General features: G+C 76.4%; 11 protein-coding genes and 1 pseudogene. 7 read left to right on the top strand and 5 right to left on the bottom strand.

All coding sequences use genetic code 11. From position 1 onward, the window contains the following. Positions 1 to 26 precede the first annotated feature (26 nt). Positions 27 to 737, bottom strand: a complete 711-nt coding sequence (locus tag FKM96_RS03860) for a response regulator transcription factor (RefSeq protein ID WP_147794120.1) — start codon at positions 735 to 737, stop codon at positions 27 to 29. Positions 738 to 742: 5 nt separating this feature from the next. Then, positions 743 to 2,044, bottom strand: a complete 1,302-nt coding sequence (locus tag FKM96_RS03855; RefSeq protein ID WP_147794119.1) for a sensor histidine kinase — start codon at positions 2,042 to 2,044, stop codon at positions 743 to 745. 156 nt (positions 2,045 to 2,200) lie between these two features. Between FKM96_RS03855 and FKM96_RS03850 the strand changes: the two genes are divergently transcribed. From FKM96_RS03850 to FKM96_RS21280, 4 genes are all read left to right on the top strand, one after another. Further along, positions 2,201 to 2,893 carry a response regulator transcription factor gene (locus FKM96_RS03850; protein ID WP_147794118.1) on the top strand — a complete coding sequence of 231 codons (693 nt, stop codon included), beginning with the start codon at positions 2,201 to 2,203 and terminating at the stop codon, positions 2,891 to 2,893. 3 nt (positions 2,894 to 2,896) lie between these two features. Next, positions 2,897 to 4,294 (top strand): ATP-binding protein, encoded by a 1,398-nt coding sequence (locus FKM96_RS03845; RefSeq protein ID WP_147794117.1) that lies wholly within the window; start codon positions 2,897 to 2,899, stop codon positions 4,292 to 4,294. 696 nt (positions 4,295 to 4,990) lie between these two features. After that, positions 4,991 to 5,287 (top strand): hypothetical protein, encoded by a 297-nt coding sequence (locus FKM96_RS21285; RefSeq protein WP_246855189.1) that lies wholly within the window; start codon positions 4,991 to 4,993, stop codon positions 5,285 to 5,287. Continuing rightward, positions 5,263 to 5,760, top strand: a complete 498-nt coding sequence (locus tag FKM96_RS21280; RefSeq protein WP_246855188.1) for a hypothetical protein — start codon at positions 5,263 to 5,265, stop codon at positions 5,758 to 5,760. Before FKM96_RS21285 ends, FKM96_RS21280 begins: the two co-directional genes overlap by 25 nt. Here FKM96_RS21280 and FKM96_RS03835 read toward each other — a convergent pair. Next, positions 5,747 to 6,379 carry a GtrA family protein gene (locus tag FKM96_RS03835; protein ID WP_246855187.1) on the bottom strand — a complete coding sequence of 211 codons (633 nt, stop codon included), beginning with the start codon at positions 6,377 to 6,379 and terminating at the stop codon, positions 5,747 to 5,749. The two genes, FKM96_RS21280 and FKM96_RS03835, sit on opposite strands and share 14 nt — an antisense overlap. 62 nt (positions 6,380 to 6,441) lie before the next feature. On the opposite strand from FKM96_RS03835, the gene FKM96_RS03830 reads away from it, so the two are divergent. From FKM96_RS03830 to FKM96_RS21275, 3 genes and pseudogenes are all read left to right on the top strand, one after another. Next, positions 6,442 to 7,608: a 5-(carboxyamino)imidazole ribonucleotide synthase gene (locus FKM96_RS03830; protein WP_147794116.1), complete on the top strand. Its 1,167-nt coding sequence runs from the start codon at positions 6,442 to 6,444 to the stop codon at positions 7,606 to 7,608. A gap of 35 nt (positions 7,609 to 7,643) precedes the next feature. Next, positions 7,644 to 8,186: a 5-(carboxyamino)imidazole ribonucleotide mutase gene (purE, locus tag FKM96_RS03825; RefSeq protein WP_147794115.1), complete on the top strand. Its 543-nt coding sequence runs from the start codon at positions 7,644 to 7,646 to the stop codon at positions 8,184 to 8,186. Between the two features lie 231 nt (positions 8,187 to 8,417). After that, positions 8,418 to 9,410, top strand: a pseudogene (locus tag FKM96_RS21275) (acyltransferase family protein); the annotation flags it as partial. Positions 9,411 to 9,589: 179 nt separating this feature from the next. Here the strand turns inward: FKM96_RS21275 and FKM96_RS21270 are convergent. Next, complete coding sequence (locus FKM96_RS21270; RefSeq protein WP_147794113.1) at positions 9,590 to 10,540, bottom strand: LCP family protein; 951 nt, start codon at positions 10,538 to 10,540, stop codon at positions 9,590 to 9,592. A 548-nt stretch (positions 10,541 to 11,088) separates the two neighbouring features. Further along, positions 11,089 to 12,300 (bottom strand): LCP family protein, encoded by a 1,212-nt coding sequence (locus tag FKM96_RS03810; protein ID WP_246855186.1) that lies wholly within the window; start codon positions 12,298 to 12,300, stop codon positions 11,089 to 11,091. Positions 12,301 to 12,424: the final 124 nt, after the last annotated feature.

The following is a 12,424-nucleotide window of genomic DNA, read 5'->3' as shown; positions in this document are numbered from 1 at the left end:
GGGGCCCGACCGGCCCCGTGCCGGAGTCAGGCCCCGGGGACGACCAGGCCGGTCTCGTACGCCACGACGACCGCCTGCACCCGGTCCCGGGCGCCCAGCTTCGCGAGGATCCGCCCGACGTGCGTCTTGACGGTGGCCTCGGCGACGAACAGGTCCTCGCCGATCTCGGTGTTCGACCGACCGCGGGCCATCAGCACCAGCACCTCGCGCTCGCGGTCGGTGAGCGTCGCGAGCGCCTCGGCACCGGCGGACGCCTGCTGCTGCTCGGCGGGCAGGGCCGTGACCAGGTGCTCCAGCAGCCGCCGGGTCGACGACGGGGCGATGACCGCGTCGCCGCGGTGCACCGTGCGGATCGCGTCGAGCATGTCCTCGGGCGGCGTGTCCTTGAGCAGGAAGCCGCTCGCCCCCGCGCGGATGGCGGCGAGCACGTACTCGTCGATGTCGAACGTGGTGAGCACGATGATCCGCGGCGCGGGGTGCTCGGGCGTGCCCGCGGCGACGATCTGCTCGGTGGCGGCGAGGCCGTCGAGGTGCGGCATCCGGACGTCCATCAGCACGACGTCGACCGGGCCGAGGACGCCGGCCTGCGCGGTGCCCGCGGTGAGCGCCTGGACGGCCTGGGCGCCGTCGCCGGCCTCCAGGACCACCTCGAGGTCGGGCTGGGAGTCGATGACCAGGCGGAACCCGGCGCGCACGAGCTGCTGGTCGTCGACGAGGCCGACGCGGATGGCGGACATGGGCGTCAGCCTAGGGTGCCGGGCGCGGCGGCCCGGTCGTCCGCCGGCGCGCCCGGGGGCAGCGGCAGCTCGGCGCGCACCCGGAACCCGCCGCCCGGACGCGGGCCGGCGCTCAGGGTGCCGCCGACCATCGTCGCGCGCTCCCGCATGCCGAGCAGGCCCTGCCCGGCGCCGTCGGAGTCCGCCGCGGCGCCCCGGCCGTCGTCGGTGATCTCCAGCACCAGCGCCGCGGCCTGCCACTGCGCGAGCACGGTGACGGTCACGTCGGGGCCGCCGTGCTTGAGCACGTTGGTCAGCGCCTCCTGGCAGATCCGGTACACCGTCAGGCCGATGCCCGGGGGCAGCCGGCGCGGCGTGCCCATGCGGACGAGCGACGCCCGGACCCCGGAGGAGCGGACCTGCTCGACCAGGGACTCGAGGTCGTGCTCGGCTGGCTGCGGGGTGTAGGGCGCGGCGGCCGCGGCCGGGCCTGCGGGACCCGTCGCACCCGGCGCGGCCGGCGCGCCCGGCACCCGCTCCGGCTCCCGCAGCACCCCGAGCAGCCGGCGCATGTCGGCCAGCGCCGCCCGCCCGGTCTCGGCGATCGTGCCGAGCGCGCGCGTCGCCGCCTCGGGGTCCGCCGCGGCCGCGTACCGGCCGCCGTCCGCCTGGGCCACGACGACGGAGAGCGAGTGGGCGACGATGTCGTGCATCTCGCGCGCGATCCGGGTGCGCTCGGCGGCGGTGGCGATCCGCGCCTGCTGGTCGCGCTCGACCTCCAGCCGCTCCGCGCGGTCGCGCAGCGCGGCGATCGTCACTCGTCGCGAGCGCCGGACGAGGCCGAACGCCCACACGGCCAGCGCGGTGACGGAGGCGAACAGCCACAGGGCGATCGCGGACGCCGCCATCTCCGCGGCGCTGCCGGCCCAGGACTGCAGCAGCAGCCCGGACACCATGAACAGGTTCCCGACGAGCGCCGAACCCATCGCCGTGAGGTGGGCCCACCGCGGCCCGTGCACCGTGACCGAGTACAGCGCGAGCAGCACCGCCAGGTCCGACGGCAGCAGCAGCGGCACGCCGACCAGCAGGTGCAGGAGGCAGGCGACGTAGACGCTCACCACCGAGGCGACCGGGTGCGTCCGCCGCCAGCCCAGCGGCGCCCAGGCGAGCGCGGCCAGCGCGGCCCCGGCGTAGGAGCCGAGCCCCCAGTTCGGCGCCATGCTGGCCCCGAGGGGCACGACGACGAGACCCGTCAGCACCATCGCGCCGACGTCGATCCCGAGCTGGTGGCGTTCCTCCCACCGCGTGAGGCGTTCCCACCACGTCATCGCGCCAGCGTAGGTCGGCGTGCCGCCCGGGTCGTGCCCCCGCGGGCGGACCGAGGTCCCGGTCGGCGTCCGACCACGGGGGGACGGGCGGACTTCACCGAAGCGATACCCCGGTGAGCGGTGTCGTGGACCGTTCTTTGACCTAACATGGGCGGAATGACGCAGGTGCTGCTGGCGGAGGACGATCCCGCGATTGCCGAGCCTTTGGCGCGGGCACTGGGCCGGGAGGGCTACGACGTCCGGGTCCAGGGCACCGGTCAGGGGGCCATCGACCGCGCGAGCGAGGCCGACCTCGTGGTGCTCGACCTCGGGCTGCCGGACATGGACGGGCTCGACGTGGCGCGCGCCATCCGGAACCAGGGCCTGACCACGCCCGTGCTGGTGCTGACCGCCCGCGCCGACGAGGTGGACCTGGTCGTAGGGCTCGACGCGGGCGCCGACGACTACGTGACCAAGCCGTTCCGGCTGGCCGAGCTGCTCGCCCGCGTGCGGGCCCTGCTGCGGCGCACCGGCGGGGACACCCCGGACGAGGACGAGCTGCGCAGCCAGGACGTCCGCGTCGACGTCGCGGCGCACCGCGCGTTCCAGGCGGAGCGCGAGCTGCACCTCACCGCCAAGGAGTTCGACCTGCTCCGCGTGCTGGTCGGCGCGGCGGGCACCGTCGTCGCCCGCGAGACGCTCATGCGCGAGGTGTGGGGCTCCGACCCGACCGGCTCCACCAAGACGCTCGACATGCACGTGTCGTGGCTGCGCCGCAAGCTCGGCGACGACGCGAGCGCGCCCCGCTACATCAGCACGGTGCGGGGGATGGGCTTCCGGTTCGAGTCCGGCGAGGGCAACCGGGGCTGACCCGTGCGCCGCCGCGTCCTCCAGGCCACCATCGCGGCCGTCACGGTGGCGGTCGTCCTGCTCGGGTTCCCGCTCGCCTTCCTCGGCGCGCAGTACGTCCGGGACAACGAGATCGGGTCGCTCGAGACCCGTGCGTCCGACCTGGCGCGGCAGATCGACAGCCGCGTCCAGGAGGGCACGCCGCTGTCCGACACCATGCTCGAGCCGTACGTCGACCGCGGCGGCGGCGTCGCGGTGAGCATCTTCGTCGTCACCACCGACGGCGCCCGGTACCAGGCGGGCCCCGACGTGCCCGAGCGCGCCATCACGATCACCGAGACGTCCACCACCGGCGCCCGGATCACGATGTACGCCCCGTGGTGGGACGTGTTCCTCATGAGCGCGCAGATCATGGGGCTGGTCGTGGCGGCCGCGATCGTCGCCTTCGCGGCCGGCATCGCCATGGCCATCTGGCAGGCGAACCGGCTGGCCGCCCCGCTGGTCTACCTGGCGGCCTCCGCCGAGCAGCTGGGCTCCGGGCAGGTGCGCCCGCAGCTGGAGCCGTCCGGGGTCGAGGAGATCGACCTCGTCGCGGCCGAGCTCGCCCGCAGCGCCGACCGGATGGCGGGTCGGCTCGCCGCCGAGCGCCAGTTCGCCTCCGACGCGTCCCACCAGCTCCGCACCCCGCTGACCGCGCTGACGATGCGGCTCGAGGAGATCATGCTGGCCTCCGACGACCCCGCGGTGCGCGAGGAGGCGCGGATCTCGCTGGAGCAGGTCGAGCGGCTGGTCACGGTCGTCGACGACCTGCTGACCCGCTCCCGGCGCGCCCAGGGCGGCACCACCGAGGCGATCCGGCTGGGCGACGTCGTGCACCAGCAGGAGGAGGAGTGGCGGCCGACCTTCGAGGCCGAGGGCCGTCGCCTCGTCATCGAGGTCGACCCGAAGGCGCAGGTGCTCGCCACCCCCGGCGCGCTGGCCCAGGTGCTGGCGACGCTCATCGAGAACTCGCTGCGGCACGGCGGCGGCACGACCACGGTCCGGTCCCGGGCGGGCGCGGCGCGGTCGGTCGTGGTCGAGGTGGCCGACGAGGGCGACGGCGTCCCGGACGACCTGGCGCCGCGGATCTTCGAGCGCGAGGTCACCTCGGGCAAGGGCACCGGCCTCGGCCTGGCGCTGGCGCGGGACCTGGCGTCGGCCGACGGGGCGCGGCTCGAGCTCGCGCAGCGGCGGCCGGCGGTGTTCGCGCTGTTCCTCGCGGGCGTGCCGGCGGCGATGGCGCCCGACGTGGTGCTGCCGCGCGGGTCGGTCATCTCGCCGCGTTCCGAGCGGGCGCGCCGGGCGGCGCTGAGGCGCGGGCACCTACGCGCCACCCGCGGTCACCCCCGGTGGGTGGGGGAGGGGCGCGACGCGCGGCGCTAGCCTCGCCGCGAGGGGCGCCTCCCGCGGCGGGCGCCCGAGGGGGTGGGGTCGATGGCCGAGCAGCGTCCCGCGCCGGGGACGGCGGCGGACCTCACGGCGCGGATCGCCGCGCTGGAGGCGGAAACGCGCAGCTGCGGGCCGCCGCGACCGCGCGCGCCGCGGCGGAAGCGAGCGCGGGCCCGGCGGGCGGTGGCTCCGTCACGCCGCCGGCACCCCCGCGGCAGCGGCACCGGACGCGGGCGGCGGCCGCGGTGGTGCTGATCGTGCTCGGCGCACTGCTCGCCCCCGTGGCCGTCGTCGCCGTCTGGGCGAAGGACCTGGTCACCGACACCGACCGCTACCTCGCGACCGTGGGCCCGCTCGTCGACGACCCGCAGATCCAGGGCGCCGTGACCAACCGGGTCACGGGCGCGATCGTCGAGGCCGCCGACCTGGACGGGCTCGCCTCGGACGCGGTGACGGCGGTCGAGGGGCTCGGCCTGCCGCCGCGGGTCGCCGCCCTCGCCGGCTCGCTGCAGGCGCCGCTGGTGGACGCCGCGACGAACGTCATCCGCCGGGCGGTGGACGCGGTCGTGACATCGGACGTGTTCGAGGCGGTGTGGGACGAGGCCAACCGGACGGTGCACGACCAGCTGAACGCCGTCCTGCGCGGCGACCCGGACGCGATCGCGAGCATCGACGCCCAGGGGGACGCTGGTGGTCGACCTGACCGGCGTGGTGGACACGGTGCGCAGCTCGCTGTCGGACGCGGGCTTCACGGTGGTGGACCGGCTGCCCGCGATCAGCGCGAGCTTCCCGCTGATGCAGAGCGCCGACCTGGTCCGCGCGCAGAACGCCTACCGGCTGCTGGACCTGCTCGGCACGTGGCTGATCTGGCTGTCGCTCGGCCTGCTGGCCGCGGGCGTGCTGGACGCCGTGCACCGCGCCCGGGCGCTCGTGATCGCCGGGCTGTCGCGCTGGCCGGGGCGATGCTGCTGCTGGGCGCGGCGCTGACGATCGGGCGGTCCGTGTACGTCGACGCCCTCCCGCCGGGCGTGCAGCGGCCCGACGCGGCGGTGGTGGTCTACGACCAGGTGGTGGCGTTCCTGCGGGTCGCGCTGCGCTCGGCGTTCGTGCTCGGCGTCGTCGTCGCCCTGGTGGCGTTCCTGGCCGGCGGGACGTCGGCGGCGCGGGCGCTGCGCGCGTCCTGGGCCCGCGGCGCGACCTGGCTCCGGTCGGCCGGCGAGCGGCGCGGGATCAGCACCGGGCCGGTGGGGGTGTGGTTCGGCGAGCAGCGGGTGCTGGTGCGCGTCGTGATCGGCGCGGGGGCGGCCCTGGCGCTGGTGCTCGCCGGGCACCTGACGCCGGCGTACGTGGGTGGCGTGGCGGTCGTGGCGGTGGTGCTGCTGGCGGTGACGACGCTGGTGGCGCGCCCGCCGACGCCGCCGGCCGGGCCGGCGGCCGACGGCGGGGTCAGTCCCGGGTGAGGCGGGGGTGCGGGAGCGGCCCCGGAGCGGGCGGCGCGTGGGTCGGGTCGTCCGCCGCGCGGGACTCGTGGCCCACCTCGGCCAGCGCGACCGGCAGGCCCGCGGAGCCCGTGAACACGAACATCTTGTAGCCCACGTACCGCACGACCGTGCCCAGCACGATGCCGATGACGTTCGCGACGTTGTCCGAGAACGGCCCGGAGTGGCCCAGCACGTAGTGCGAGAACCACAGCGTGCCGACGGTGAACCCGATGCCGACGACGTTGATCGCGGAGAACAGCAGCAGCTCGCGCCCGCCCCGGTGCTTGCTCTGGCCGGCGAACGTCCAGTGCCGGCTGCCGAGCCAGGACACCAGCGTCGCGAGCACGACGGCGATGATGCGCGCGGTCAGCGGCTTGCCGTGCAGCGCGTCGACCGGGCCGAACCGCAGCAGGTTGTACGTGCCGAGGTCGACGACGAACGCGACCGTGCCGACCGAGCCGAACCGGACCAGCTCGAGGGCCCGGTCGCGCAGGGACCGGCGTGGCATGCGGTAGAGCAGGCCGTGCAGCAGTCCGGGACGGGCCTCGGGGGCGGGTCCCGGTGCGGCCGCGAGGCGGGGCGCACCGGAGGGAGTCACCCCGACAGGGTACGGCGAGACGCTGGGGGACCGCTGTGCGAGGTCGGTTAGGCTCACGGCTCGTGGCAGCACCCGTGGTGGCAGTGGTCGGTGGTGGGCAGCTCGCCCGCATGATGGCGCCCGCGGCGACGGCGCTCGGCGTGCACCTGCGGGTGCTGGTCGAGGACGCCGTGTCGTCGGCGGCGCAGGTGGTGGTCGACGCGCCCGTGGGCGCGGCGGCGGACCCGGTGGCCGTCGAGGCGCTCGTGGTCGGCGCGGACGCGCTCACCTTCGAGCACGAGCACGTGCCGAACGGCCTGCTCACCGAGCTGCAGGACCGCGGCGTCGCCGTGCGCCCCGGCCCGGACGCGCTGGTGCACGCGCAGGACAAGATCGTGATGCGCACCCGGCTGACGGCGCTCGGCGTGCCGTGCCCGCGGTGGGCGCCGCTGGACTCGGCCGACGACCTCGCCGCGTTCCTCGCGGCCGGCGACGGCACCGCCGTGGTGAAGACCGCGCGCGGCGGCTACGACGGCAAGGGCGTGCGGGTCGTGCGGTCCGCCGACGAGGCTGCCGACTGGCTGACGGCGGCCGCCGACGGCACCGGGGCCCCGCTGCTGGCCGAGGAGCGGGTGCCGTTCACCCGGGAGCTGGCCGCGCTCGTGGCCCGCACGCCGTCCGGCGAGGTGCGGACCTGGCCGGTCGTCGAGTCGGTGCAGCGCGACGGCGTGTGCGCCGAGGTGGTCGCCCCGGCGCCCGACCTCGACCCGCGCACCGCCGCCACCGCGGAGCGGATCGCCCGCGAGGTGGCCGTGGGCCTGGGCGTCACCGGCGTGCTCGCGGTCGAGCTGTTCGAGGTCGCGGACCCCGAGGGCGGCGCCCCGCGCGTGCTGGTGAACGAGCTGGCGATGCGCCCGCACAACTCGGGGCACTGGACGATCGACGGCGCGGTGACCAGCCAGTTCGAGCAGCACCTGCGCGCCGTGCTCGACCTCCCGCTCGGCGGCACCGAGGCGCGCGCGCCCTGGACCGTGATGGCCAACGTGCTGGGCTCGACGCGCGCCGCGCTCACCGACGGCCTTGCCGAGGTGGCCGCCCTCGACCCCGGCGCGAAGGTGCACCTGTACGGCAAGGGCGTGCGCCCCGGCCGCAAGCTCGGGCACGTGACCGTGTCCGGGGACGACCTGGCCGACGTGCGGCGCCGGGCGGTCGCCGCGGCGGCCGTGCTGCGCGGCGACACACCCGCCTGACCCGCCCCACCCACCACCCCCACCGGAGGCACCGCATGGCCACCCCGCTCGTCGGCATCGTCATGGGCTCGGACTCGGACTGGCCCGTCATGGAGGCGGCGGCCGAGGCGCTCGCCGAGTTCGACGTCCCGGTGGAGGTCGACGTCGTCTCCGCGCACCGGCAGCCGGACAAGATGGTCGCCTACGGCCGCGAGGCCGCCGGGCGCGGGCTGCGGGCGATCATCGCGGGCGCGGGCGGGGCGGCCCACCTGCCGGGCATGCTCGCGGCGGTCACGCCGCTGCCCGTGATCGGCGTGCCGGTGCCGCTGGCCCGGCTCGACGGGATGGACTCGCTGCTGTCGATCGTGCAGATGCCCGCGGGGGTGCCGGTGGCGACGGTGTCGATCGGCGGCGCCCGCAACGCCGGGCTGCTCGCCGCCCGCATCCTCGGGGCGGGCACCGACGAGACGGCTCGCCGGCTCGCGGCGGCGATGCTCGCGTTCCAGGACGACCTGCGCGCGCAGGCGGACGCCAAGGGCGAGCGGCTGCGCTCCCTGCACGGCGACGGCCGCCGCCCCGCGGTGGGCTTCGGCGGCTGACGCCCCGCCGCGCCCCGCCGCGCCCGGCCGCCTTCGCCGAGTCTCCACGTCGCGTCTGCGCGACCGCGGTCCCGGGCAGGCGCGAGACGGAGGCTCGGCGGGGGGAGACCCGCACGGGGTCCTGAGCATCGCGCGGGTGGCCTGCGCGCGCCGTGAAGGTCTCGTCGAGAGGCGCCGGGGGCGGGCCCGCTCGACGGGCGGACCGCCGGTCCGACACCTACCGTCGAGACGGTGACGACCACCGCGCCGCCCCGCACCGCCCGACCCGACGCCGCCCCGGCGCCGGGCCGCAGCCCCTCGACCGCCGCGCGGGCCCCCCGCCTCGCCGCGCTGGACGCCCTGCGGTTCCTCGCCGCGATCGGCGTGCTCGCGTACCACTTCACCGCCCGGCAGACCGACGCCTGGGGGCGCGACCTCGCCGAGGTCGCGCCTGCGGTCGCCGGCTGGGCGACCTACACGTCGCTGGGGCCGGAGCTGTTCTTCGTGATCAGCGGGTTCGTCATCCTCATGACGGCCTGGGGCCGGTCGGTGCCCGACATCGTCGGCTCCCGGGTCGCGCGGCTGTACCCGGCGTACTGGACCGGCGTGCTGCTCACCGGCGCGCTGCTGCTGCTCGTCTGGGAGGGCAAGCAGATCACCGGCGGCCAGGTGCTGGTCAATCTCACGCTGCTGCAGTCCCTGTTCGACGTCGGGCACGTGGACGGCGTGTACTGGACGCTCTGGGTCGAGCTGCGGTTCTACGTGCTGATCGCGCTGTTCGCGGCGGTGGGGATCACCCGGCGGCGCGTCCTGTGGTTCGCCGCGCTGTGGCCGGCGGCGGCGATGCTCGCCCGGGCGCTGGGCTGGTCGGATGCCGTGACCTGGCTGGTGGCGCCGTACGCCCCGCTGTTCGCCGCCGGCATGGCGCTGTACGTCATCCACCGCACCGGGCACGCCGTCGTGCCGTGGCTGCTCGTCGCGGGCAACACCGCCGTCGCGACGGCCGCGCTGGTGCCCGCCCGGATGCACTCGCTGGGCGCGAACTCCGTGGTCGAGCCGAGCGCGGTGCTGCTCGCGGTCGCGCTGCCGGCGTGCGTCGGCCTCGTCGCCCTGGTGTCCCTGACGCCGCTCGCGCGGTGGCGCTGGGCCGGCCTCACCGCCGCGGGCGCGCTGACCTACCCGCTGTACCTCACGCACGAGTACTGGGGCCTGTGGGTGATCCACCTGCTGCACGACCGGCTGCCGGTGTGGGCGGTCCTCGCCGCGGCGACCGCGTTCTCGCTGCTGCTCGCGTGGCTGGTGCACCGGTTCGTCGAGAAGCCGTTCGGGCCCCGGCTGCGCCGCGCGACCACCGCGGGCTGCGAGCGGGTGCGGGACGCGCTGGTGGGACTGGCCGGGCTGGTCCGCGCCGGGTTCCGGCCCGGTCAGGTGCCGGGGACGCCCCCGACCACGCCCGGCTCGAGGGAGCCGTCCCGGATCGCCGCGAAGAAGGACGGCGTCTGGTCCGGGTCGAGGAGCACGGTGGACCCGGCGTTGCCGGGGCGGTAGTCCAGGCTCTTGATGGGCGGGGTGCCGGTGATGCCGCCGGGACCCGTGGCCGCGCGGAACCCGAGGGCCAGTCGGCCGAGGTCGACGATGCCCGTCTCGTCGCTCGCCGTCAGCACGGCGGTCCCGGAGTCGATCAGCGAGACCTGCTTGCCCGGCTGGAAGAGCAGCGCCGGGTTCTCGGCCTTGGCGGCCACCGCGCTGATCAGCGCGCGCTGCCGCAGCCCTCGACCGATGTCGCCGGACGGGTCGGAGTAGCGCATGCGCGAGTAGGCGAGCGCCTGGACGCCGTCGACGGTCTTGCAGCCCGGGGCGTCCCAGACCAGGCCGGAGTTCTTGTCGTCCAGCGGGAACGTGATCCCGGTGCTGCCGTCGAGGCACAGCTCGACCCCGCCGAGCGCGTCGACGATCTGCTCGACGCCGCCGAAGCCGATCTCCACGTAGTGGTCGACCGTGAGGCCCGTCAGCTGCTCGACCGTCTGGACCAGCAGCGGGGCGCCGCCCCAGGAGAACGCGGCGTTCAGCTTGCTCGGGTCGTGCCCCGGGATGTCGACGTAGGTGTCCCGCGGCAGCGAGATCAGCGCGGCGGGCCCGGAGTCCGGGACCTGCAGCAGCAGGATCGTGTCGGTGCGCGCACCGACCGTGTCGGGGTCCTCGATGGCACCGTCCTCGCGGGAGTCGGAACCGGCGAGCAGGTACGTGGTGCCCGGGGTGTCCGCCGCGCCCGACAGCGCGGCGACGTGCTGGACCTTGCCGTTCGCCCACAGCACCAGGCCCACGGGCCAGGCCAGCAGCAGCACGAGCGCGACGACCACCACGGCGGCGACCACGCGGCCGCGGCGGCGCCTGCGGCGCGGGGCGGCGGGCGCCGCAGCCGAGGCGGGGTCGGCGGGGCGGGCGGCGCCGGGTCCGGCGGGCCGGGCGCGGCCGGGTCCGACGGGGGCGGTCTGCCGGGGAGGACGCGAGGCCGCGGGGCGGTCGGTGGCGGGGTGGTCGGCCGGGCGGCCACCGGCGCCCACCGGGACGGCGCTCGAGCCCTGCCGCGCGGACGAGCGCAAGGGCGTGGCCGACGCCCCGCCGGCGGCGGGGTCGGCGGGGCCGCGGCCGGAGACGCGGACCGGGCGAGGGGCGTCGTCGCCGCCCGCGGGAGCGACGGGGCCCGGGGCGTCGGGCGCGGAGCGCGGTGCGGACGTGCGGCCGGGCCGCGCCGGCGGCCGCTGCGGGCGCACGGGACGGGCCGCGGCCGGGTCCGGCGCGGGGGTGCCGACGGATCGCGCGCCGTCGGCCGACGGGCGCCGGCCCGCCGCGCCGGGCGCGAAGCTCGGCGGGGTCCCGCGGGGGTCGTCGCGGCGGTCTCGGTCCTCGGGGCGCGCCACGGTCAGCCGCAGACCGCGGTGACGTCGCCGGCCGAGAACGCCTCCTTGCCCGCCTCGCGGGTCTGGGTGGTGGCCGCGGGCGCGGGCGCCGTCGGCGTCTCCGTGCCGGCCCCGGTTCCGGGGTCGGTGGTCCCCGGGTCGGTCGTGCCCGGGTCCGTGGTCGACGGGTCGTCGCCGGTCCCGGCGAGCATCGGCTGGTCGGCCGCGACGTTCGCCCAGATCGTGTCGGCCTCCGAGGTCCACACCACCCGGTTCGGGTCGCTCGGCGCTGCCGCGAACGGGATCGTCATGAAGGAGATGTTGTCAGCCGACGCGCTCCGGAGGCTGTAGGCGAGCCCGGCCATGTCGGAGATCGAGCTGAACCCGGAGTCGATCGACAGCGACTCGGTGGCCGAGTCGAGGAACCGGATCAGCTGCGTGATGTCCGTGAGCATGTTCTTGCTCAGCAGCTCGCGGACCACGGCGGCCAGCAGCTCCTGCTGGCGGCCGAGGCGGTTGGTGTCCGAGCCGTCGCCGACGCCCTTGCCGGTGCGGGCGCGGGCGAACGCGAGGGCGGTCGCGCCGTCCAGCGTCTGCTCGCCGGCGGAGAGCACCAGCCCGGCCTTCGGGGCGTCCATGTCGTTCGGGATGCAGATGGGGACGCCGCCGATGGCGTCGACCATCTTGGTGAACCCGGCGAAGTCCACCACGACGAAGTGGTCGATCCGCACGCCGGTGTTCTGCTGCACGGTGTTCACGGCGCACGCCGCCGCCGAGGCGATGTCGCCGCCCCGGTCGGCCCCGAGCGCGAACGCGGAGTTGAACATCGCGTTCCGCTGGGGGGAGGTGGTCTCGCCGGACGACATCGTGCAGGACGGGATGTCGACGAGCGAGTCGCGGGGGATCGAGATGAGCTCGACCCGGGTCCGGTCCGCCGAGATGTGCGCGACGATCGTGGTGTCGGACCGCATGCCGCCGACGTAGCCGCCGATGGCCTCGTTCTCGCCGTCCCGCTCGTCCGAGCCCATCAGCAGGATGTTCACGTCGCGTCCCGCGTTCGGGTCGTCCGGGTCGGCGGGGCCCGTGGCGGTCGCGACGGGCTCGGGCAGCGCCTGGATCAGGTCGCTCGCGTCGATCGTGTTGATGTTGCCGTTGAGCTGGACGTACAGCGCCGCGGCGCCCGAGGCGCCGAAGCAGAGCACGGCGACGACGGCGAGCGCTGCGCCCCGCAGCACGCCGTGGCTGCGCCTGAGGCGGCCGTGGCGGACGGCGCGCGGGCGCGGCGGAGCGGCATGGCGGGAGGTCACGACAGAGCAGCATAGGAGGCGGGGCGGCCCGTGCGGCGGACCGTCCGGGCGT

Source organism: Cellulomonas sp. Y8 (genome assembly GCF_008033115.1).
Taxonomy (GTDB): Bacteria; Actinomycetota; Actinomycetes; order Actinomycetales; family Cellulomonadaceae; genus Cellulomonas.
This window is presented reverse-complemented; position numbering and strand designations above follow the sequence as displayed.

Coding starts and splice junctions, on each gene's coding strand:
- purE (WP_147794115.1), top strand. CDS start 7,644: ATGGCCACCCCGCTCGTCGGCATCGTCATGGGCTCGGACTCGGACTGG.
- FKM96_RS03850 (WP_147794118.1), top strand. CDS start 2,201: ATGACGCAGGTGCTGCTGGCGGAGGACGATCCCGCGATTGCCGAGCCT.
- FKM96_RS03860 (WP_147794120.1), bottom strand. CDS start 737: ATGTCCGCCATCCGCGTCGGCCTCGTCGACGACCAGCAGCTCGTGCGC.
- FKM96_RS03855 (WP_147794119.1), bottom strand. CDS start 2,044: ATGACGTGGTGGGAACGCCTCACGCGGTGGGAGGAACGCCACCAGCTC.
- FKM96_RS21280 (WP_246855188.1), top strand. CDS start 5,263: ATGCTGCTGCTGGGCGCGGCGCTGACGATCGGGCGGTCCGTGTACGTC.